Annotated in this window: 17 protein-coding genes and 2 pseudogenes; 6 read left to right on the plus strand and 13 right to left on the minus strand. The window is 61.8% G+C overall.

Annotated elements, in window-relative coordinates; genetic code table 11:
- Positions 1–38 precede the first annotated feature (38 nt).
- From murB to D8767_RS20885, 8 genes and pseudogenes are all read right to left on the minus strand, one after another.
- On the minus strand, positions 39–1,058 hold the full coding sequence (murB, locus tag D8767_RS20850; RefSeq protein WP_016715131.1) for a UDP-N-acetylmuramate dehydrogenase: 1,020 nt from the start codon (positions 1,056–1,058) through the stop codon (positions 39–41).
- Positions 1,055–1,519, minus strand: a complete 465-nt coding sequence (locus D8767_RS20855) for a low molecular weight protein-tyrosine-phosphatase (protein WP_016715130.1) — start codon at positions 1,517–1,519, stop codon at positions 1,055–1,057. Before D8767_RS20855 ends, murB begins: the two co-directional genes overlap by 4 nt.
- Entirely contained in the window at positions 1,519–2,283 is a 765-nt protein-coding gene (gene kdsB / locus D8767_RS20860; RefSeq protein WP_016715129.1) for a 3-deoxy-manno-octulosonate cytidylyltransferase, read from the minus strand. The genes D8767_RS20855 and kdsB overlap by 1 nt, the downstream gene beginning before the upstream one ends.
- A complete protein-coding gene (locus tag D8767_RS20865; RefSeq protein ID WP_003247142.1) occupies positions 2,280–2,465 on the minus strand; it encodes a Trm112 family protein in 186 nt (61 codons plus the stop codon). Before D8767_RS20865 ends, kdsB begins: the two co-directional genes overlap by 4 nt.
- Positions 2,466–2,509: 44 nt before the next feature.
- Positions 2,510–3,511, minus strand: coding sequence for a tetraacyldisaccharide 4'-kinase (gene lpxK, locus D8767_RS20870; RefSeq protein WP_016715128.1), 1,002 nt, complete (start codon positions 3,509–3,511; stop codon positions 2,510–2,512).
- Positions 3,511–3,945 carry a biopolymer transporter ExbD gene (locus D8767_RS20875; protein ID WP_012271149.1) on the minus strand — a complete coding sequence of 145 codons (435 nt, stop codon included), beginning with the start codon at positions 3,943–3,945 and terminating at the stop codon, positions 3,511–3,513. The genes lpxK and D8767_RS20875 overlap by 1 nt, the downstream gene beginning before the upstream one ends.
- Positions 3,942–4,577: a MotA/TolQ/ExbB proton channel family protein gene (locus tag D8767_RS20880; RefSeq protein ID WP_016391244.1), complete on the minus strand. Its 636-nt coding sequence runs from the start codon at positions 4,575–4,577 to the stop codon at positions 3,942–3,944. Before D8767_RS20880 ends, D8767_RS20875 begins: the two co-directional genes overlap by 4 nt.
- Before the next feature lie 124 nt (positions 4,578–4,701).
- Positions 4,702–6,944 (minus strand): annotated as a pseudogene (locus D8767_RS20885) (DNA internalization-related competence protein ComEC/Rec2).
- 142 nt (positions 6,945–7,086) lie between these two features.
- Between D8767_RS20885 and D8767_RS20890 the strand changes: the two are divergent.
- Positions 7,087–7,593, plus strand: a pseudogene (locus D8767_RS20890) (DUF2062 domain-containing protein); the annotation flags it as partial.
- 9 nt (positions 7,594–7,602) lie between these two features.
- Here the strand turns inward: D8767_RS20890 and D8767_RS20895 are convergent.
- From D8767_RS20895 to D8767_RS20905, 3 genes are all read right to left on the minus strand, one after another.
- Positions 7,603–8,382, minus strand: coding sequence for an ABC transporter permease (locus D8767_RS20895; protein WP_016715125.1), 780 nt, complete (start codon positions 8,380–8,382; stop codon positions 7,603–7,605).
- A complete protein-coding gene (locus D8767_RS20900) occupies positions 8,379–9,311 on the minus strand; it encodes an ABC transporter ATP-binding protein (RefSeq protein ID WP_016715124.1) in 933 nt (310 codons plus the stop codon). Before D8767_RS20900 ends, D8767_RS20895 begins: the two co-directional genes overlap by 4 nt.
- A gap of 134 nt (positions 9,312–9,445) precedes the next feature.
- Positions 9,446–10,069 carry a glutathione S-transferase gene (locus D8767_RS20905; protein ID WP_016715123.1) on the minus strand — a complete coding sequence of 208 codons (624 nt, stop codon included), beginning with the start codon at positions 10,067–10,069 and terminating at the stop codon, positions 9,446–9,448.
- Positions 10,070–10,290: 221 nt separating this feature from the next.
- Here D8767_RS20905 and D8767_RS20910 point away from each other — a divergent pair, with 221 nt between their 5' ends.
- Together D8767_RS20910 and D8767_RS20915 are read left to right on the plus strand one after the other, a co-directional pair.
- The gene (locus D8767_RS20910) at positions 10,291–12,738 is read left to right on the plus strand and encodes an acyl-CoA dehydrogenase (protein ID WP_016715122.1); all 2,448 of its coding nucleotides are present in this window, start codon (positions 10,291–10,293) and stop codon (positions 12,736–12,738) included.
- Positions 12,739–12,899: 161 nt separating this feature from the next.
- Positions 12,900–13,310, plus strand: coding sequence for a PA2817 family protein (locus D8767_RS20915; protein WP_016715121.1), 411 nt, complete (start codon positions 12,900–12,902; stop codon positions 13,308–13,310).
- Between the two features lie 8 nt (positions 13,311–13,318).
- Here D8767_RS20915 and D8767_RS20920 read toward each other — a convergent pair whose 3' ends face one another.
- Positions 13,319–14,824, minus strand: a complete 1,506-nt coding sequence (locus D8767_RS20920) for a hypothetical protein (RefSeq protein ID WP_016715120.1) — start codon at positions 14,822–14,824, stop codon at positions 13,319–13,321.
- 367 nt (positions 14,825–15,191) lie between these two features.
- Here D8767_RS20920 and D8767_RS20925 point away from each other — a divergent pair, with 367 nt between their 5' ends.
- The 3 genes from D8767_RS20925 to D8767_RS20935 all read left to right on the plus strand — a co-directional run bounded on the left by D8767_RS20925 (position 15,192) and on the right by D8767_RS20935 (position 17,218).
- The gene (locus D8767_RS20925) at positions 15,192–15,746 is read left to right on the plus strand and encodes a fimbrial protein (RefSeq protein WP_016715119.1); all 555 of its coding nucleotides are present in this window, start codon (positions 15,192–15,194) and stop codon (positions 15,744–15,746) included.
- A gap of 65 nt (positions 15,747–15,811) precedes the next feature.
- Entirely contained in the window at positions 15,812–16,537 is a 726-nt protein-coding gene (locus tag D8767_RS20930; RefSeq protein WP_016715118.1) for a molecular chaperone, read from the plus strand.
- Between the two features lie 132 nt (positions 16,538–16,669).
- Positions 16,670–17,218: a fimbrial protein gene (locus D8767_RS20935; protein ID WP_016715117.1), complete on the plus strand. Its 549-nt coding sequence runs from the start codon at positions 16,670–16,672 to the stop codon at positions 17,216–17,218.
- Between the two features lie 162 nt (positions 17,219–17,380).
- Here the strand turns inward: D8767_RS20935 and D8767_RS20940 are convergent, their stop codons facing one another.
- A complete protein-coding gene (locus tag D8767_RS20940) occupies positions 17,381–21,304 on the minus strand; it encodes an RHS repeat domain-containing protein (protein ID WP_016715116.1) in 3,924 nt (1,307 codons plus the stop codon).
- Between the last annotated feature and the right edge of the window lie 25 nt (positions 21,305–21,329).

Here is a 21,329-nt window from a genome sequence, read left to right on the forward strand (position 1 = left end):
GCGGCTTTAGCCGCGAAAGGGCCGGCACTGGCAATGCATCAATAAAGGTTAGGCTCCATCTCCAGCTCAACCCCGAACCGCTCCAGGATATCGGCCTGGATGCGTTGAGCCAGCGCATGCATCTGCGCCCCGCTCGCCTGGCCGTAGTTGACCAGCACCAGCGACTGCAAGCGATGAACACCGGCATCCCCCTCGCGATGCCCCTTCCAGCCCGCCTGCTCGATCAACCAGCCCGCCGCCAGCTTCACCTGGCCTTCGGCCTGAGGATAAGCCACCACGCCAGGGTAATGCGCACGAATACGCTCGACCTGCGCGGCCGACACCACCGGGTTCTTGAAGAAGCTCCCGGCATTACCCAACTCCGCAGGGTCTGGCAGCTTCTCGCGGCGAATGCTGCAAATGGCATCACTGATCGCCTGGGCAGTCGGCTCGGTCGCGCCCTGCTCCGTCAGGCGCTGGCGCACCGGGCCGTAATCGAGATGGGCCTGCAGGCTATGGCTCAAGGCGAAGCGCACACGCAAGATCAACCAGCGGCCAGGGTTGCGCTTGAACACGCTGTCGCGATAACCGAAAGCACAGTCCGCCAAACCAAACTCACGCAGCTCACCTGTCTCGCGGTCCAGCGCCGTCAGGCCGGCAAACACGTCCTTGATCTCTACCCCATAGGCGCCCACGTTCTGCATCGGCGCGGCGCCCACGGTGCCAGGGATCAGGCTAAGGTTTTCAAGCCCGCAATAGCCCTGCGCCAGCGTCCACTGCACGAACGGGTGCCATGGCTCACCCGCCTCTGCCTCGACCACGATACGTTCGCCATCGTCGCTGAGCACACGGCGACCACGGCTGGCCATGTGCAGCACCAGCGCATCGATGTCACGGGTCAGCAGCAGGTTGCTGCCGCCGCCGATCACCAGCACCGGCAGGCCCTGCTGATGCGCCTGGCTCAACGCCTGACGTACCTGCTGGTCATCCTGCGCCTGGCTGAAATAGCGGGCTTTCACGTCGATGCCGAAGGTGTTGTACGGCTTGAGCGATACCTGCTCCTGCCACTGCACTGTCATAGCCGCCCCTTGATTTCCAGCACCAGCGCCTGGCACGCCGACTCGACCAGGTCCAGCACCTGCTCGAAGCCGTCTGCGCCGCCGTAATACGGGTCTGGCACTTCATCCAGCGCAGCACCATAGCGGCGCAGGAACAAGTCAAGCTCGCCCACTGCGTTGTGCGGACGCAGGGCGCGCAGGTCGCGCAGGTTGCTCTCGTCCATCGCCAGAACCAGGTCATATTCGGCGAAGTGCGCCGCCTTGACCTGCTGGGCACGCTGCTGCGAAAGGTCGTAACCACGCGCCAGCGCCGCCTTGCTGGTACGGCTGTCAGGCGCCTTGCCCACATGCCAGTCACCCGTGCCGGCAGACGCCACCTGCACCTTGTCGGCCAGCCCGGCGGCCTGCAATTGGTGGCGCAGCACGCCTTCTGCAGTGGGCGAACGGCAAATGTTGCCCAGGCACACGAACAAAACGCGCATCAGGCCTCCAGCAAGCGCCGTACGCGCTCCAAATCTTCAGGGGTATCCACACCCACGGCGGGCGCCTCGATGGCGTCCTCGACATGAATGCGCACGCCATGCCACAGGGCACGCAGCTGCTCCAGCGCTTCGGTCTGTTCGAGCCAGCATGGCCCCCAGCCAACGAAGTCCTGAAGGAAGCCGACGCGGTAGGCGTACATGCCAATATGGCGGCGATACGGCACGCCCTGCGCCAGCACATTGCGGTCCTTGGCAAAGGCATCGCGAGCCCAGGGCAGCGGTGCGCGGCTGAAGGTCAGGGCCAGGCCGTTCTTGTCACTGACCACCTTGACCGCGTTGGGGTTGAACACGGTTTCCGGCTCATGGATCGGCTCGGCCAGGGTGGCGATGCCAGCCTCCGGATGCGCCGCCAGGTTGGCGGCCACCTGGTCGATGATGACCGGCGGAATCAGCGGCTCGTCGCCCTGCACGTTGACCACGATGGCGTCAGCCGGCAGGCCCAACTGAGCGGCCACTTCGGCCAGGCGGTCGGTGCCCGACTCGTGGTCGGCGCGGGTCATCAGCACTTCGGCACCGAAGGCCTGGCAGACTTCGAAGATGCTGGCGTCGTCGGTGGCAATGACCACGCGGCTGGCGGCGCTTTTGCGCGCCTGCTCCCACACATGCTGCACCATCGGCTTGCCGGCAATCGGCAGCAGCGGCTTGCCCGGCAGGCGCGTGGAGCGCAGCCGGGCGGGAATCACTACCGTGAAGTCCAGGCTCATTTGTCCAGACGCTCGTCGTCGGTCAGGGTGCGCGCCTCGCTTTCCAGCATGACCGGGATGCCGTCGCGGATCGGGTAGGCCAGGCCGGCGCCCTTGCTGATCAGCTCGGTCTTGTCGGCGCTGAGCTTGAGCGGGCCCTTGGTGATCGGGCAGGCCAGGATATCGAGCAGTTTGGTGTCCATTGGAGGCTTCCTTTAGGCCAGGTGGCCGGAAATTGAAAACGGGCTCAGGGCTTGCGCAGCAGGCGCTGCAGCTGGCTGTCGAACCAGGCGCTGAACGCCGGTGTGGGCTGCGCCTCGACGGCCAGGTACCACCAGTCGTCAGCGGCGAAGGCCCGGCATTTCACCGCATCCTTCTCGGTCATGACCAACGGCAGCGGCGGGCTGAACGCCAGGCTCTGGGCGCTGAACTGCGAATGGTCGGCGAAGGGGTGCGGCACCGGCTGCCAGTTTAGCCCCAGCAGGGTATTGAAGAAACGTTGCGGGTTGCCGATACCGGCCACCGCGTGCAGGCGCTGACCTGCGGGGAAATGGTCGAGCGCGCGGTGCTCGCCGCTGCGCAGGTTGACCAGTGCGGACGGCTGCAGGCAGAAGCCAAAACCTTCGGTGCGGTCTGTGCTGGCGCCATTGAACAGCACCGCGTCCGCAGCCTGCAGGCGCTCGGCCGGCTCACGCAACGGGCCGGCGGGCAGGCAGCGGCCGTTGCCCAGGCCACGGGCGGCATCGATCAGCACCAGTTCCAGGTCGCGGGCCAGGCGGTAGTGCTGCATACCATCGTCACACAGGATCAGGTCGAGTGATTCACTGGCCAACAGCGCCTGCACGGCACGGGAGCGGTCGGGGTCGATCATCAGCGGCACGCCAGTGCGCTGCACGATCAGCAGCGGCTCATCACCGGCCTGCCCGGCAGCTTGATCGGCCTGCACGCGCCAAGGCAACTGCGGCGGCTTGGCGCCATAGCCCCGGCTGACCACACCCACCTTCAGCCCCTGCTGGCGGCAGTGTTCGATCAGCCAGAGAATCATCGGCGTCTTGCCGGTGCCACCGACGGTGATGTTGCCCACCACGATGACCGGCACCGGCGCCCGGTAGCTGGCACTTTCACCGCTGAGAAAACGCGCCCGTTTACGTGTGACCACGCGGCGGTACAGCGCCTCCAGCGGGCGCAGCAGGGCCAGCGCAGGGTGCCCATTGTACCAGGCGGCGAGCAAACGGTCGGCGAAAGCCATCAAGGCGTGCCCTGGGCCGCCTCGACGGTGGTCATGCGCAACTGGCTGAAACCGAGCTTGCCGGCGGCATCCATTGCAGTGACCACAGCCTGATGCGGCGTCTTGCCGTCGGCACTGATGGCCAGCGGCAGCTTGTTGTCGCCGCCCGACTCACGCTCGATGGCTTCGCTCAAGGTGGCCAGGTCGCTTTTAGGCAGCAGGTGGTTGTTCACCGAATACACGCCTTCGGCGCTGATGGTGATTTCCACCAGCTTGCCCTGGTCGGCAGGCGCCTGCTCGGCGCTGGCGGCCTCGGGCAGCTCGACACGCAGCTGGGTCTCACGGGTGAAGGTGGTAGTCACCACGAAGAACAGCAGCAGGACGAACACCACGTCGATCAGCGACGCCAGGTTGATGTCGACGTTCTCCCGCTGGCGATTGCGCCGGAACTTCACGCCTTGCCTCCGGCCACTTCCACTTCGCGATCGCCCTGGATCACTTCCACCAGCTTGATCGCTTCCTGCTCCATGCCCACCACCAGCTCATCAATGCGGCGCAGCAGGAAACGGTGGAAGAATACGGCCGGGATACCGACCATCAGGCCTGCTGCGGTGGTCACCAGGGCCTTGGAGATCCCCCCGGCCAGTACGGCGGCGTTGGCGGTCATCTGCGAGCCCATGAAGGCACTGAAGATGTCGATCATGCCCAGCACAGTGCCCAGCAGGCCCAGCAGCGGGGCCATGGCGGCAATGGTGCCGAGGGTGCTGATGTAGCGCTCCAGCTCGTGGATGACGCGCGAGGCGGCTTCCTCGATGCACTCTTTCATGATTTCGCGGCCATGGCGCGAGTTGGCCAGGCCTGCGGCAAGGATTTCGCCCAGCGGCGAATCGGCGCGCAGGGCCTTGAGCTTGTCACTGGTCAGTTGCTTGTCCTTGATCCACATCCACACCTGGCCCAGCAGGTGCGGCGGGGTGACGCGACTGGCGCGCAGGGTCCACAGGCGCTCGACGACGATAGCCATGGCAGCGATGGAACTCAGAATGATCGGCAGCATCATCCAACCACCGGACTTGACCAATTCCCACACAGTAAACGCCCCTTCGGAAAAAGGCCGCCACTCTACCATAGGCGCGCCGAGGGCTCATCTGCCGGAGGTCAGGGAATTGGGGTTGGGGTTGGGTTGCGGTTTGGGCTGACAGGTGTCCGCCCCCCTAATCCAGTTGAGCCCGCCAGAGCCGCCGCTGCCGGCGCACGCCCTCAACCTCCCCCTGCCGCCCCAACACCAACCGCAATGCCCCGTCCACCGCCGTGTCATGCACCGCCAGCCCATGCCGCCGGTAACGCTCCACCACCTGCACATGCGGGTGCCCGAAGCTGTTGTTACGCCCTCTCGAAATCAATACCCCCCGCGGTGCGGTAGCACGGATGAACGCCTCGGTGGACGAACTGCGGCTGCCATGGTGCGGTGCCTGCAACCAGTCGATGCGCGGCGCTTCAGCGTCTGCCAGCCAGGCCCGTTCGGCAGCGGCTTCGATATCCCCCGCCAGCAACAGGCGCTCGCCCTGCGCCTCTACCAGCAAGACACAGGAGCGGTCATTGCTGCTCTGCCCGTCTGCCCAGCGCCATAGCGAAAAACGCACACCATCCCACTCCCACCGTTCATCACCGACGCAAGGCTGCAATGGCACATCCTCCAGCGCTTCCCCGCCGATCAGCCGCCTGACCGGCAGACCACGCTGTATGGCCGCAGCACCGCCCGCATGGTCGGCATGCGCATGGCTGATCACCATCAGGTCAAGGCTGCCCACCCCCAGCTTGCGCAAGGTCGGCAGCACCACCCGCTCGCCCAGGTCGGTTTCGCCTCTGGCCGGCCCAGCGTCGTACAGCAGGCTGTGATGCCGGGTACGCAACAGCACCGCCAGCCCTTGGCCAACGTCCAGTTGCCAGACCTCGACCTGCCCTAGCGGCACCGGCTCCCTGGGCACCCAGAGGGCCAGCAGCATCACCCCCCCAACCCACGCAACGGCACACCACGGGGCAGCAAAACCAACAGCGCGCCCAGACACACCAGCAGCCAGGCCCACAGTGGCAAGGCCGGCGGCACCCATGCCGGGCGCTGCTGTGCCACCAGCGCCAGCAGCTGGAACAGCCCATCCAGCAGGCCTCCCGCCAGCCACAGCAGCGCCTCCCCTACCCCGCCCAGCGGCAGCAGCGCCTCCCCTACCCCGCCCAGCGGCAGCAGCACCGCGCCCAGCAACGCCAACGGCAGCACCGCCAGGCTGACCCATGGCACCGCTACAAGGTTCGCCAGCGGCGCACTCAGGCTCACCGGCAAGCCAGTAGCCAACAGTACCGGTAGCAAACCGATGGCAATTACCCATTGCGCACGCGTCCAGGCCTGCCAGGGCCGCCAACCGCCCAAACGGGCACTGAAGCAATAAATGAGCGTGGCCACGGCGGCAAACGACAGCCAGAACCCAGGCAACAATGCCGCCAGCGGTTCGACCAGCAACACCACGACCAGCGCCAGCAACAGCGGCAACAGTGCACCGAGGTGGCGAAAACGCAGACGCCAGAGCAACACCACGGCCAGCATCAGGCAGGCGCGCTGCACTGGCACGCCCGCACCGGCCAGCCAACCGTACGCCAGCGCAGCGGCCATGGCCAGGCCACACGCCCAAGGCAGCCACGGCAGCCGTACAGGCCACAGCCCCCAACGCGCCAGCCCGGCGACCAGGCCATACAGCAAACCGGCCACCAGGCCGATGTGCTGGCCAGAAATCACCAGCAGGTGCACCGTGCCAGTGGCCTGCAACGTCTGCCAGTCCTCCCGGGCCAGGCCCGCCCCATCGCCCAGCACCAGCGCCACCAACGCCGCCGTTCGGCCATTGGCCTCGACTGCGAGCAAGCGCTGACGCAGCGCATCGCGCCAACCACCGGTTACTGGCGCCAGCAGCTGCCCTGCCTTGACCGTGCCCGTGGCACCCACCCGCCGCGCCAGCAGTTGCGCTTCGCGGTCCGGCCCATGCGGGTTCAACAGCCCGGCCGGGCGCTGCAAGGTCACGGCCAGCCGCCACTGCTCGCCCGCCCGCAGAGGCGGCCCACCGAACCAGCTCAGTTGCAGGCGCTGCGGCAGCTCGGCCCGCCGCGAGCGTGCCGCGTCCAGCTCGAAGCGCACACCTTGTGCCGTTCGGGCCGGCAAGCCGACCACCCGCCCTTCCAGCCACAAGGTGCGACCATCCAGGCCGGCAGCCAGGCGATCATCAAGGGCCAGCTGAGCAGACCCGCAAGCCCAACACAAACCCAGCAGAAAACAACCCAACGGCCACACGCGGGTGAACAGGCTGGCGACAGCGCAGGCAGCCAGCGCGATCAACCATCCGACCGATGGCAGTACGGGGAGAAAGCCCAGGCACAACAGCCCGAGCGCGAGCGCAAACATCCCTGTGCGCATGAGGTAGAGCTCCAGAAGGCAAATCACCCTCTGAGGCATAGCCCAATTGCCGGCAACCCTTGCTCAACAATTGTCACAAACTCTAAACGAGGCTGAATCCGAATCAGGGCATACTGCCCGGATAAACGCTCCGGGAGCCTACATGCCGCGCCGACTTTTCAAACGCTACATGCCGGACCCGACCAGCATTCGGGAACACAAGTCCTTACGCTTTTTCGGCAAACTGCTGCACGACCCGAACCTTTGGCACCTGAACCGCCATTCGGTGGCACGGGCCATGGGTGTAGGCCTGTTCGCAGCGTTGATCCCGATGCCGGCGCAAATGCTGCTGGCCGCCGCGCTGGCCATTCCGGTGCGCGGCAACCTGCCGATCGCCGTCAGCCTGGTATGGCTGACCAACCCGCTGACCATGCCGCCGGTGTTCTTCGTTACTTACATGACCGGCGCCTGGCTGATGCAGGTGCCGCCGCGCACCCTGCCCGACGAGCTGACTTTCCAATGGATCACCGACCAGCTGTCGACACTGTGGCAGCCCTTCCTGCTCGGTTCGGTGGTGTGCGGCGTGGTGCTGGGCATCGCCGGCTACTTCGCCACCATGCTGTACTGGCGCTGGTGGGTGGGCCGGCAATGGCGCCGTCGCCAATGCCGGTGCAAGGCCTCAGGCCCGCATGCCGCGGCCGCTGACCAGCAAGCGAACGCACACCCCATAGAGCACTGCGGTGGCGACCAGCATGAAGGTGATCGCCGTACCAATGCTGATATCCGACACCCCTAGAATGCCGTAGCGGAACGAGTTGACCATGTGCAGCACCGGGTTGGCCAGCGACACGGTCTGCCAGAACGGCGGCAGCAGGTTGATCGAGTAGAACACCCCGCCCAGGTAGGTCAGCGGCGTCAGCACGAAGGTGGGGATGATCGAAATATCGTCGAAGTTGCGCGCAAACACCGCATTGACGAAGCCCAGCAGCGAGAAGATGGTGGCCGTCAGCACCACCACAGCCACGGTCACGCCCAGGTGATGCACCTGCAGGTCGGTGAAGAACATCGACAGGATGGTCACGATCACCCCCACCGCCAGCCCGCGCAGCACGCCACCCAGCACATAACCCACGAGAATGGTGTGCGGCGATACCGGCGACACCATCAGTTCTTCGATCGAGCGCTGGAACTTGCTGCCGAAGAAGCTCGACACCACGTTGCCGTAGGAGTTGGTGATCACCGACATCATGATCAGCCCCGGCACGATGTACTGCATGTAGGTAAAGCCGCCCATGTCGCCGATCTGCCGGCCGATCAAGTTACCGAAGATGACGAAGTACAGCACCATGGTGATGGCTGGCGGCAGCAAGGTTTGCGGCCAGATGCGCAAGAACCGCCGCACTTCACGGTAGACGATGGTGTTCAGGGCGACCCAGTTGGTGCGCAGTTCCACACTCATACGGCCACCTTCGACAGGTTTTTTTCCACCAGGGACACGAACAGCTCCTCAAGCCGGTTGGTTTTGTTGCGCAGGCTTTGCACCTCAATGTTCTGCAGCGCCAGCTGGCCGAACAGTGCGGTGATGCCAATGTCCTTTTCCACCTGCACCTCAAGGGTGTGCGGGGTCAGCAGCCGGCACGGGTAGCCTTGCAGCACCGGCGCGCTGGCCAGGTCCTGCTTGAGGTCGAGCACGAAGGTTTCGACATGCAGCTTGCCCAGCAACTGGCGCATGCTGGTGTTCTCGACGATGGTGCCGTGGTCGATGATGCCGATGTTACGGCACAGCTGCTCAGCCTCTTCCAGGTAGTGAGTGGTGAGGATGATGGTGATGCCTTTCTGGTTCAGCTCGGTGAGGAAGCTCCACATCGAGCGGCGCAGTTCGATGTCCACACCTGCAGTCGGCTCGTCGAGGATCAGCAGGCGCGGCTCGTGGATCAGCGCGCGGGCAATCATCAAGCGGCGCTTCATGCCGCCCGACAGCGAACGCGACTGCACATCACGCTTGTCCCACAGGCCCAGCTGGGTCAGGTACTGCTCGGCGCGTTCCTTGGCCACCTTGGGCGGGATGCCGTAGTAGCCGGCCTGGGTCACGACGATGTCGAAGGTTTTCTCGAACTGGTTGAAGTTGAATTCCTGCGGCACCACGCCCAGGCAACGCTTGAGCGCCGAGGGCTCGCGGTCCAGGTCATGGCCGAACACATTGACCGTGCCGCTGGTTTTGTTCACCAAAGTGGACAGGATGCCGATGGTGGTGGATTTGCCGGCGCCGTTAGGGCCGAGCAGGGCGAAGAAGTCGCCTTCGGCAACATCGAGGTCGATGCCTTTGAGGGCCTGGAAGCCGTTGCCGTAGGTCTTGGTGAGCTGTCGGATGGACAGGGCGGAACTCATAGCGGGTCACTTACCGAGGAAAAAGGTGCAGGACACGCCAGGTAAAGTCACTGGCGCAGTGAGTGCGGCCAATGGTGCAAGGCCAGGCCGCACAAGTACAGTCACATCTATTGATAATGACTATCGAAGCAGGGTCAGGTGAGCGCGGTCATCACCGCAGCCTGGTAGGCCGGGCGTTGTTTCAGGCGTTCATACCAGGCTTCCAGGTGGTACATGGCCGGGCGCTCTATGGGCATTTCGAACCAGGCATAGATGAAACTACCCAGTGGGATGTCGCCCATGCCGATCTGGTCACCGGACAGGTACGGCTGTTTGGCCAGGGTTTCATCGGCAATGGCCAGCAACTGGGCGCACTGCTTGTGCGCGGCGTTGATCGCCACCCAGTCGCGCTGGTCTTCCGGGGTGCGCAGCAGGCCCCAGAACAACGGGCGGAACGGTGTGGCGAAGGATGAGGTGGTCCAGTCCATCCACTTGTCGGCCAGGGCGCGCTGACGCGGGTCTTCCAGGTACCAGCCTTGCTCGGCGCCGTACTCGGCGCACAGGTAGCGGACGATGGCGTTGGACTCCCACAGGGTCAGGTCGCCGTCTTCGAGCATGGGGACCAGGCCGTTGGGGTTGCGGGCGCGGTAGTGCGGCTCGTTGACCACGCCGAAGGCGCCGCCGGCGTCGATGGATTCGAAGTCCAGACCCAGCTCGTGGGCGATCCACAGCGCCTTGCGCACATTGCTCGAATTCTTGCGGCCCCAGATCTTCAGCATGGCAACGTCCTTATGAAATGCGGTGGTGGTGCAGTCTACTCCAGACCTTCGCCGCCTGTACCGGCCCTTTAGCGGGCATGCCCGCGAAAGGGCCGGTACAGGCGAACAATGAACTGAAACTCCCGCTGCCACACCCTGTCACTGTTCTGAACATGCCGCTCACAGCATTGCGTCTAAGCTGTCTGGGACGGCTAAGCCCCTGGTTCCAAGGAGGACCGATTATGTTGCTGTTGTGGTTGGTAGTGCTGGTGATTGGCGCGGCGTACCTCACGCATCGGCGCCTGGCGCCCTTGCAGATTCTCGGCATCATGGCTGCCTATGTGCTGCTGATGGGCATTTTCAGCAGTGCGCCCGGCTGGCTTTTGGCTGTGATCTGGATCGTACTGGCCTTGAAGGTCGCCCTGGTTGCGCTCCCGGAGTGGCGCCGCAAGGTGTTCACCGGCCCGGTGTTCAACTGGTTCCAACGCACCCTGCCGCCCATGTCACAAACCGAGCGCGAAGCAATCGATGCCGGCACGGTGTGGTGGGACGGCGAACTGTTCAGCGGCCGCCCCGACTGGCGCACCTTGCTGGCCTACCCGGCACCGAAGCTGACCGAAGAAGAACAAGCGTTCATCGACGGCCCCACTGAAGACCTGTGTGCGATGGTCAGCGACTGGCAGATCGGCCAAGACCTGGACCTGCCGCCCGAAGCCTGGGATCACATCAAGCAGCATGGCTTCTTCGCGCTGATCATCCCCAAGGAATACGGCGGCAAAGGCTTCTCTGCCTACGCGCACTCGCAGGTGGCGATGAAACTGGCCACACGCAGCGGTGACCTGGCTTCCACCGTAATGGTGCCTAACTCTTTGGGCCCGGCTGAACTGCTGCTGCATTACGGCACCGATGAACAACGCAACCACTACCTGCCACGCCTGGCCCGCGGCGACGAGATCCCCTGCTTCGCCCTGACCGGCCCGCTGGCCGGCTCCGACGCCGGCGCCATGCCCGACACCGGCATCATCTGCAAGGGCCAGTGGAATGGCGAAGAAGTGCTGGGCCTGCGCCTGAACTGGGAAAAGCGCTACATCACCCTGGGCCCGGTCGCGACCTTGCTGGGCCTGGCCTTCAAGGCCCATGACCCGGACCACCTGTTGGGTGACGAGGAAGAGCTGGGCATCAGCCTGGCATTGATCCCCACCGATACGCCCGGTGTCGAGATCGGCAAACGCCACCTGCCGTTGGGCGCCGCCTTCATGAACGGCCCCAACAGCGGCAAGGACGTGTTCGTACCGCTGGACTTCCTCATCGGCGGCCAGGCCATGCTCGGCAAAGGCTGGATGATGCTGATGAACTGCCTGTCGGTGGGCCGCTCAATTTCCCTGCCTGCGGTTGGCACCGGCGCGGCCAAGTACACCAGCCTGGTGACCGGCCAGTACGCGAACATACGCGAGCAGTTCAACGTGCCGCTGGCGGCCTTCGAGGGCATCCAGGAATCGCTGGCACGCATCGGCGGCAACGCCTGGCTGATGGACAGTGCCCGCCTGCTGACTGCCAAGGCCGTGGACCTGGGCGAAAAGCCTTCGGTGCTGTCGGCAATCCTCAAGTACCACCTGACCGAGCGCGGCCGTGAATGTATCCAGCACGCCATGGACGTGCACGGCGGCAAGGGCATCATCATGGGCCCGAACAACTATCTGGGCCGCAACTGGCAGGGTGCACCGATCTTCATCACCGTCGAAGGCGCGAACATTCTCTCGCGCAATCTGATGATCTTTGGCCAGGGCGCCATCCGCTGCCATCCGTTCGTCCTCAAGGAAATGGCCGCGGCTGGGCACGAAGACCGTGAGCAGGGGCTGAGGACGTTCGATGATCTGCTGCTCAAGCACATCTCGTTCGCCGTCAGCAACGCGGCCAGCACCTTTGTCCTGGGCATTGGCCTGGGTCATTTCGAGCGGGCGCCGGGCGATGCCTTGAGCCAGGGCTACTTCCGCGCCTTGAACCGCCAGGCCGCAGCCTTTGCCCTGCTCGCCGACCTGTCGATGCTGCTGCTGGGCGGCGCGCTCAAGCGGCGCGAACGGCTGAGCGCCCGGCTGGGTGATGTCCTGAGCTACCTGTACCTGTCCAGCGCCGGGCTCAAGCGTTACCACGACCTTGGTTCACCCGAATACATGCAACCCCTGCTGCGCTGGGCCATGGAAGAAAGCCTGGGCCAGGCAGAAAAAGCTCTGGATCGTCTGCTTGACAACTTCCCCAACCGCTTCGTCGGCTGCGCACTACGGCTGTTGGTGTTCCCGTTCGGGCGCCAACATACCGGGCCGAGCGACGAACTGGACGCGGAGGTGGCCGAGTTGATTGGGCGTCACAAGGGTGATCCGGCGCTCGAAGAATTACTGGCGGGCTGCTACCGGCCTCAGGCCGACGGTGATCCAGTTGCGGCACTGCAACGCGCCAGCGACCTCTTGGACGAGACGACGCCACTGCACACGCTGCTGCGTCAGGCAATCAAGGACGGCAAACTGCAGCCAGCCCCTGGCCAGTCGCAGATCGACGCCGGCGTAGCGGCCGGGGTGCTGCAAGCTGGCCAAGGTGAGCGCTTGCACGCAGCCGAGAAAGCGCGGCGAGCGGTAATTGACGTCGATGCCTTCGATAAGGAGGCTCTGCTCATTGAGGAAGGCAAGGTTCGCTGAAAACCGCTCCCCGGTGGCGGACTGACCAAGGGCCGCCACCTTTGGACAATCGATCCGCCGCCAGGGCGCAGCCTGTCACCCGACAGGCGCCCCTTGCTGCCCTCAGCGACGAATCAGGCGTATACTCCGCGGCCGTTTTCAGCTACCCCGAGGACCCTTCCATGGCCAACGCCCACCTGGAATACCACCTGCACCTGCTGCACCACCTGCGTACCATCCTGGTGGCCCTAGGTGAAGCAGAGCAAGTACCGGAAGAAAACCACGCGCTGTTTCTCGAACGCTTTGACGAACTGCTCACGCTGTTGCCACAAGCGCCATTGGAAAGTCAGTACCTCGGTCAGGACCTGCTCTGCCAGGTGATTCAACGTTATCCACAGATCGTCCACCTGGTGCCACGTGACCTGCTGTGGTTCTTCGGTGGCGATTGTCTGCACTTCATGCCCGATGACGAACTCGACCTCTATCAGGAACTCGAAGAGCGCCGGTTTGCCGCCGAGCAGGATGACGAGCCGTTCGACTGGAACCAGGAAAAACAGCTGCTCAGCGCTAATCAGGGTGATCGCCAGCACTGAGCCCCAGTTCAGACCTGTTGCAAGCGCAGCAGGTCAGGGACCGTGAACAACGGTAGCGGGACGATGATCACGCCGAAGCGCCACTCAGTTATATCCTGCAAATCCTCCGCCATCAGTATTGTGACGGCACTCGGACTACGCGATGCTGGGCTGAACACGCCCTGTGCGGATACCGCACCGTTGCCCGCCAATACATGCCACTTGACCATGTTGGCCGGCACCTGCTTCTCGCCGGTTCTGGTCATCCAGCACAGGTTCAGTTGCAGATTACCTGAAGCACTGGAAAACCTTATGAAGTGGGTGGGCTTCACGAACGTGGTCACAAACGTTGCCGCGGCGCGCTGTGAGGCGTTAGCGGCCTGCACTGCATCGACGGCCAGCGGAAGCCCATCGATACTGGTTCGATAAGCGGCAGCAATCACCATGTCGCTGGAGGTGTTGAATGACGCTGCCGGTGCAAGCACCAAGGGGGGCACATAGAAGTAATCGTTGCCTTCTTTCTCGAGACGCCCGCGGGCTTCGCCAGCCAAAGTCCAGGTGGCTCCGCTCAGAGGCGTGCCGACAAACTCCAACCGCTCCTTGGTAGCGCCCGCCGAAACAATCCGTGCCAGAGGAGAGAGGGAATCGACATTGGCAATCACGCTCGGCGCGGGATCGTCTTCAACGGCAAGGGTGCCGGTTCCATAATGAGTAATCCAACCTCCTGCATCTCTTTCGCCACCGACCACTCTGGTCAGCCCGCGAGGCGCGACCAGTTGCTGTAGCCACTGCGCTTCCGCGGGTTCGCGGCCAGCAGCCGCTTCCGGGAAATAGGAAGAAGGAAACAGCGCGGTCACGTAGCTCTTAGATTGCGCCTCATTGCCGCTGGCCTCGTACGAAGCGGGCACAATAGCCGCATAGACAAGAGGTTGCCGGCTGACCGAAAAGTGCACTGGCCATTCCGTTGATTCAGATACTGTTACGTAGATATACAGTTGCTGAAGAAGCTCATTGTTCACGGGCGGAAAAAAACCGATGGCGAGTTTTTTGACTTGTTCGAAGTACGCTTCGTAGCCCGGAGGGGTTACGGTATAACCAGGATCATAAAAGGCATAAGAGGCCGACCCGGCCCACTCGAGTGTGAGATCACCGCCGGTCGCCGCATTGTAACGAAGCCAACTTTTTTCATGTTCCACGGAGACCCTGAGTTTACCCGTGAGCGGCTGTACACCATTAACCGTCACGATCTGTTTCGCCTCAATGCCTGCGCTCGTCAGCACACGTACCAGAGTCTCATCGCGTCGATATATGTAAGCCTCGCTCCTACGAACACCCGTACGAATCAACTCGATCTTATCAAATCGGGTCAATTTGGTTTCCCATACACCGTCGGTCAATTGCTCGACAAGGTACATTGACTGAACAGAGGGAGGGATAGTATGCCACAGACTGTTAAGATCCCCCACCCTGCTCCAGAGCGTGACGACCACGGCGGTTTCGTGATTCGCAGTACTTTCGGTATTCTCAATGCTCATTTCGTAATCCGCATGTAGGATTGGTTACGCTGTACATAAAGCGTCAAATGCACAGAGCGTTCAACTGACATTTTTGCCAGTAGACACCCCCTTTACTGCCTGCCATGCTCCTTACTGTGCATTCAAAGCTGGCCAGATCAATACGCCCTGTTGAATCGAGCAGCGGGTGAATGCAGTACCGCAAACACGTTAATCCCGGGATGTTTGTTATTGGCGAGGCCTGCAGTCTTGAAAGCTGATCACGATAAATGCTCAGACTTTTCCTACATATTTTACCAGGGCACGGCTTTAGCATGCACACGCCAACCAAACCCCTGAATGATTTGGCAAACGTATAGCCGCAGCCTGACAACAACCCGGAGTTCACATGAAAAAAGCCTTACTTGCCCTTGCCTTGGGCATCACCAGTTCCACCACGTTCGCCGCTACAGTCGGCACTGGAGCAATCCACTTCTACGGCAGAATTGATTCAAGTACCTGCCCGATCGAGATCATTGACCCGATCACCGGCAACCCGGAGAGCGGCAACCGTATCCTCATGGGTAATGTCGACGCTTCGCAGTTTACGGCTGCAGGCTCTGAAGCTGCTGCCCGCTCCTTCGGCATGCGCATCACGCCAGGCGGCGGCTGCACTGTCAGCCCTAACGACGTAGCCAACCTGACCTTCACCGGCGCCTTTGGCGGTGCAGGCACTAGTGGTGCGCTGTATGCCCTCGAAGCTGGCGGCGCGCAGAACCTGGCCCTGGTCCTCAAGGACGACACGGGCACTCCGATCGCCAATGGCTCGACTTCCAAGGACTATCCACTGGACCCCACCAAGCCAACCACCATGCTCTTCAGCGCTGCCTATAAGTCGACAGCCGCGGGAGTGACCGCTGGCCCAGCCAACACCAGCGTGCAGTTCGTCGTCGATATTCCTTGAACGGCGCCCCTCGGGCGCACACCCTGCGCCCGATGAGCCTGTCCCCTCTCCAAGGGTAATGCCAGATGAAAAATCACCTGCGTCGCCTTGCCTTGGGTGCCTGCCTGGCAGCTACCTTGTTACCCGCACAGGCAGCGTTGACCGTCAGTACCACGCGCATTGTTTTCGACAGCGACAAGCGCAGCACATCCGTGGTTATCGCCAACCCCAGCCCGCGCCCCTACGCCGTGCAAACCTGGATAAACACCAGTAAGGACGATACCGATACACCGGTGCCGCTGGCCACCTCCCCCGGGCTGTTCCGGCTGGACCCGCGTAAGGAACAGATGGTGCAGATCAGCCGCTTGCCAAACACGCTGCCCAAAGACCGGGAAACGTTGTTTTACCTGAATGTGCAGGAAATACCGGAGGCGAACCCCGAGCAAGCGAACGTGCTCAACATTGCGCTGCGCACCCGACTCAAGCTCTTCTACCGCCCCAGCGAAATCAAGGGGCGGCCCGCCGAGCGTGCTGGCGAGCTGCAGTGGTCTGTGCGCCAAAGCGCAGGGCGGGTGCAATTGGTGGTGGATAACCCGACACCGTTTCACTACACATTTGGCCGCCTGGAAGTCACTGTAGCCGGCAAGACCGAAGCCATCCAGGCCAAGGCCATGGCAACGCCGTTCGCACAGCAGGCCTACGATCTGAAACAGCTCAGGTCGGCCAGCGGGCTGCAGCTGACCTATACCACCATCAATGATTACGGCGTGGCTACCCCCGTGGTGCAAACGCCACTGTCACTTCGCCCCTGAATGATGCCAGCCATGCTGGTTGTACAGTCAACACCTGATCGGGCCGCATAGGGCCCGATTCGTGTTGTTGCCGCAAGCATTCGGCATGAGTCACATCGCCGTACTGCATGACTGAACGATCATGGAGCACTTATGAGAAACATTCTTCTTGCACTGGGACTGGGCATGACCAGCGCCACCACATTTGCCGCGACGGTCGCCACCGGCTCGGTTCACTTCTTTGGCAACGTCGATTCTGGCACCTGCGCGGTCGAGATCATCGACCCGTCAACGGGTCAGGCCGTCAGTCGAATCTTCATGGGCAACGTCGATGCTGCCCAGTTCAAGCAAGCCGATGACGAGGCGGCCAATCGGGCTTTCGGTTTGCGCCTCACCCCAGGTGCCGGCTGCATACTCATACCCGGCGCCAGCGCCACCGTAACCTTCACCGGCAAATACGGCGGCGCAGGTGCCGCCGGTACGCTGTTCGCCCTGGCGCCCGGTGGCAGCACGGGCCTGGCATTGATAATCAAGGATGACCTCGGCGCACCATTAAGCCCCACCGTGCCGTCCCGGCCTTACCCGCTGCATGACACCAAGCCCACCGATATGCTCTTCTCTGCCGCGTACAAGGCCACGTCTGCCAGTGTTACCGCTGGCTTCGCCAATGCCGATATCGGCTTCAATGTGGATATTCCATAGACGCTGCTGCATTGGCTTTTCTGGAAATGCTCCGTTTCGCAAGATTCGGAGCATTTTTTCGTTAGCGCAAATTTAGCGCGGAAAACAAAAAGGGCCGCTGGGCGGCCCTGATCAGCAGTTTTGAAGGAGGCCGCAAGCGCCCTCTTCACACCCACAAGCGTTTCAACTGTCCTGGCTGGCCAGACGGTCCAATGAGTCGTAGCCGTATCCTGCGACCGTACCGTCCAGCAGTTTGACGCTTTGCAGTCGCCCCAATGGGTCGTAGTCGTACGTCCTGCCCTGCTCGTCGGTAGTCATGTTGCCGTCCGGGTCATATGTCAGCGTTACCGATGGCAGATAGTCTGCATGCGTGTTTTCTATACCGGTCAACTGCGCAGGGTCAGCTTCGTTTTCGAACAGATAGGTGGCCTCGTTACTGTCCTGCTTGCCCCCAGCACCGTCGAACGCCGTGTACACCCAGGTAATATTGTCGATGCTGTCAAACAGGAACTGCTGCTCGCGAATGGTTTTGCCGCAGGGATCCTGCGGTGCTTGAGGCCCTTTGCAGGTGTAGCCTTCAAGCCGACCGCGCAGGTCGTAGCTGTACGTTTCCTCACGCAACAGCTCACCGTTCTCGGTCAGAGTGCGCAGCGTGAGCTGGTCCAGCGCACTGTATTTCTGAGTGAGTTCCTGAACACTGCCCGGGAAGGTGAAGCGGCGCAGTTCCTCCCTGCCGAGGTCATCATACTCAAGCTCGGTAAGCAGCCAGCGCTCGCACGCCGCCTCATCCTCATCCTCTCCCTCGATGCCATCGCAGGTCTTGTAGGACTTGAGATTTCCAAGATCGTCATAATCGAACGTGGTCCTTAACCCGCCCAACCAGGTTTTCTCCAGGCGCCCCGCCTTATCGTACTTATAATGTTGCGTCTGCCCGAGCACGTCTTCATACGTCAGTGCACGGCCCTGTAAGCTGGCACCGTAGGTCATGCTCCAGGATTCGCTGCCTACCGTTCGGGTCTCCAGCTTGAGTTCGCCAGTGCTGAAGTAATCACGGGCCACCTCCTGGCCCGGCTCACCACAGTAGGTAAGGCGCGCGTTCTTGCGGTCGTACTTGTACTCTTCGACCGCAGCCTTCTGGGTCTGCCCTGGCGCGGGCAGCACGCGGCGAACCTCAGGTTGATCGGTCAGCTGCAGCGTGTAGTCGTACTCAATTTCCCTGTTAGCTGGCGTACGCACCTTCCACGGTTTGGTCTGACCGGCCTCGTAGAACATCACACGTTTGCGACCGCCTGTGATGGACGCGGTCATGCGGTCCAGCCCATCGAACGTCTGCTCACCCAGAACCGCGCCATTCACGGCTATCTTCACCGGCAGATCGACGCTGCTGTGTGGCGCGTAGTCACGATGCACAACGCTTTTTCTATCAGCCAGTGTCTGATCGACCAGGCGGTCGAACACATCGTAGACGTTTTTGGTCTCGGCGTTACGCGCATCGACCTCCCGAACAGTGCGCCCAAGGCCATCGTAAAAGTACTGATGCTTACTCAGCACCTTATCAGTGCGGTCAAAACGCTGCACAACGTCCGGTTGCTCGAACAAATTCAGGTAAGTCACTGTCTTGCCTTGAGTGAGCTTGCCATTCGCAGACGCGCTCCAGCTCGTCTGAATGGGCAAGTTGCCCGACTCAGACGTGCCAATCGGGTCGGTCTGCTCATAATGCCGCACGCCGTCCGGGCCGATTTCACAGCAGCGTTGGCCCCAATTGTCGTAGCGATACCGGGTTTTCAGCGGCATTTGCTGGTCAGCCAGCCAGTCATAATCGGTTTGTTCCAACAACTGGCCAAGCTCATCGTAGCTCGCCTCATAGCGCAGCCGGAGTGACCTGCGGTTGCCGCTATCGCCGGCATCGGCATCATGGCGCAGCTCGCTCACCACACGACTCAGGCCATCGACCCAAGCAGTGGTACTGACGCCCTTGACATCGGTGGAGGTCTGCGACGCCTGCTGGCCCTCACTGCCTACCAGGTAGTACTCGTAGAAGCGTGAGGCCGTGTAATCAGGCTGGTTGGGCGATACCGTCTCACTGGTCGTACGGTTCAGCGCGTCATAGGTATAGGCGATCTCGATATCTTTGTCGTCACGGTTGAGCAAAGGCTCGCCGGTCAAGATCGAATGCTTGCTCGTAATGACCTTGACCGTATTCCGAGGCAAACCGGTGTCAGCATCGCTGTTGCCATGGTCATAGCCGGTGATCGTTTGCTCAGTCACCAACGCAGGTTCCTGAACAGTTTGCTCCTGCTCGTCGACCTTCACCTTCCTGACGACAACCTCTTTCTCGCCGCCCCCCCCTTTTTTATCGACCACCTCTCTTACGTCGACCTTCTCTTTCTCGTAACTGAAGCTTTGCGTGGTCACGCAACCCTTCATGTCCAGGGTTTGCTTCAACGGGCGGCCATGGCGCAGCAAGTCAGCCACGTCATCCACGGGCTCGATGCGGGTGACCTGCAGAGGCGGCTGCTCTACATCGTCGATCACCTCGCACAGTGAAATCTGCTCTTGCACCAACCAGGTCTCAGCCTCGCCGCCCACTGTGGCGAGCGCCCGATAGCGGTAGCCAGTCCGTAACACAGGGGCTGGAGCATCACCCTGCGGAGCTGGAATCACGGTACTGTGCTTGAGCGAGCGCTCGAACAGCTCCGGGTCGGGCGGGCAGCCATCCTCACCTTCGGCTGCGTAGTATTCATTGACGACACGCTGCCCGTTTGGCTGGATTTCTTCGATGAGGTTACCCAGGGGATTGTAAACGGTTGTGGTCTCTTCGCTACGGGATTTTCCCGGCTTATCAAGCAGTTCCCATTTCCGGGTAGAAACCTTGGGCAACTGGAAATTACCCAGTTGGTCACCCCACGGTTTGGTTACGTCGCCATGGTACTCGGTGAACACGCTCTGAACGTGCCCGGCCTGCCGGGTGATTTCAGCCTCCATCAAGTGAAATCGGTTGTACACCTGCTCTACAGTGCGCAACTCAACCTCTTTACCGTCTTGGTCAAGGCTCCAGATGTGCGCGGTCGAACCGTACTTGTAGCTGGATTGAGCCCTGAACAGGTTGTCTTCGCCGTCATTGCTCCAAGTGATGCCACTGTTGTAACCGACAAAATTGTGGTCAAAGGACTGCTGGGTCTCTGGGTCCACATAAAGGTAGGTATAGGTCGTCTTGGTAGGCTTTTGCCCGGCACCTGGATCCAGCGTATGGGTAGTGACCCGCGGTATGGCCACACGCTCGCCGTTGACAGGTAATACATGGCCATCGTCTTCATAAGCGATGGTTTCCACCGCCCCGGATGGCGAATGCAGTTTCGTCACGCAGGTCAGGCCCTTTATCGTGGCGTAGGCAATGCGCCAGTTGGCAAGGTCCGCGGTCGGCAGGGTGACCTTGTGCAGTTCGCGGTTGGACATTTCCAGCGTATAACGAGCACGCGCTGGCTTGCCTGGGTCAGCATCGGGGTGCACGTCAATGGTCACCCCACCCGTTGCATAGGTCAGTGCCAGCAGCTTGCAAAGCACGTTATCTCTGTCACGGTAGCTGATGCGTTCCAGGTAGCCTGTGCTTGGGCCATAGTCAAGCGAAACTTTATGGCGAGAGCGCGAATAAACCTCGGTCACCAGGTAAACCGGAGAAGTACCGGCTTGTTTGGTCAGCACTTCTACCAAGCCAGACTTATGCACAACACGGTAACGGTCCTGGGGGGCTGTGGGGTGCTGGTTGTCATCATGGAAGTGGAAGGTGTCGAGTTTTTTTTCCCGAATGTCCGGCTGCGCACCGCTACCGGTCACTTTGAACACTTCCCCGGTGTGCAATGTCAGCATGTGGGTACCGGGCACATACTGGGTAAGGGACAAGTTCCAGCCTTTGCCGAAGCCGGAGTCTTCATCATTCATGGGACTGAAGCGCAGGCGCAACGGTAGTTGTGGGCCGGCCAGATCATTGCCGATCAAGGCCGGCAACGCGATGCCCAGCGTATATTGCCCGGTGCGGGGATCTACACTACGCTGGATAAAACTCTGAAAATTGAATGCATTGGAGTGCAGTATATTACGGCTAGCCATAGTGGCCTCCAGACTTGAATAAATT

It is taken from the genome of Pseudomonas sp. LTGT-11-2Z, from assembly GCF_003691445.1.
Taxonomy (GTDB): Bacteria; Pseudomonadota; Gammaproteobacteria; order Pseudomonadales; family Pseudomonadaceae; genus Aquipseudomonas; species Aquipseudomonas monteilii.

What these genes read in the sequence shown, in the direction of transcription:
- murB (WP_016715131.1), bottom strand. Translation starts at nt 1,058, where the DNA reads ATGACAGTGCAGTGGCAGGAGCAGGTATCGCTCAAGCCGTACAACACC.
- D8767_RS20855 (WP_016715130.1), bottom strand. Translation starts at nt 1,519, where the DNA reads ATGCGCGTTTTGTTCGTGTGCCTGGGCAACATTTGCCGTTCGCCCACT.
- kdsB (WP_016715129.1), bottom strand. Translation starts at nt 2,283, where the DNA reads ATGAGCCTGGACTTCACGGTAGTGATTCCCGCCCGGCTGCGCTCCACG.
- D8767_RS20865 (WP_003247142.1), bottom strand. Translation starts at nt 2,465, where the DNA reads ATGGACACCAAACTGCTCGATATCCTGGCCTGCCCGATCACCAAGGGC.
- lpxK (WP_016715128.1), bottom strand. Translation starts at nt 3,511, where the DNA reads ATGGCTTTCGCCGACCGTTTGCTCGCCGCCTGGTACAATGGGCACCCT.
- D8767_RS20895 (WP_016715125.1), bottom strand. Translation starts at nt 8,382, where the DNA reads ATGAGTGTGGAACTGCGCACCAACTGGGTCGCCCTGAACACCATCGTC.
- D8767_RS20900 (WP_016715124.1), bottom strand. Translation starts at nt 9,311, where the DNA reads ATGAGTTCCGCCCTGTCCATCCGACAGCTCACCAAGACCTACGGCAAC.
- D8767_RS20905 (WP_016715123.1), bottom strand. Translation starts at nt 10,069, where the DNA reads ATGCTGAAGATCTGGGGCCGCAAGAATTCGAGCAATGTGCGCAAGGCG.
- D8767_RS20910 (WP_016715122.1), top strand. Translation starts at nt 10,291, where the DNA reads ATGTTGCTGTTGTGGTTGGTAGTGCTGGTGATTGGCGCGGCGTACCTC.
- D8767_RS20915 (WP_016715121.1), top strand. Translation starts at nt 12,900, where the DNA reads ATGGCCAACGCCCACCTGGAATACCACCTGCACCTGCTGCACCACCTG.
- D8767_RS20920 (WP_016715120.1), bottom strand. Translation starts at nt 14,824, where the DNA reads ATGAGCATTGAGAATACCGAAAGTACTGCGAATCACGAAACCGCCGTG.
- D8767_RS20925 (WP_016715119.1), top strand. Translation starts at nt 15,192, where the DNA reads ATGAAAAAAGCCTTACTTGCCCTTGCCTTGGGCATCACCAGTTCCACC.
- D8767_RS20930 (WP_016715118.1), top strand. Translation starts at nt 15,812, where the DNA reads ATGAAAAATCACCTGCGTCGCCTTGCCTTGGGTGCCTGCCTGGCAGCT.
- D8767_RS20935 (WP_016715117.1), top strand. Translation starts at nt 16,670, where the DNA reads ATGAGAAACATTCTTCTTGCACTGGGACTGGGCATGACCAGCGCCACC.
- D8767_RS20940 (WP_016715116.1), bottom strand. Translation starts at nt 21,304, where the DNA reads ATGGCTAGCCGTAATATACTGCACTCCAATGCATTCAATTTTCAGAGT.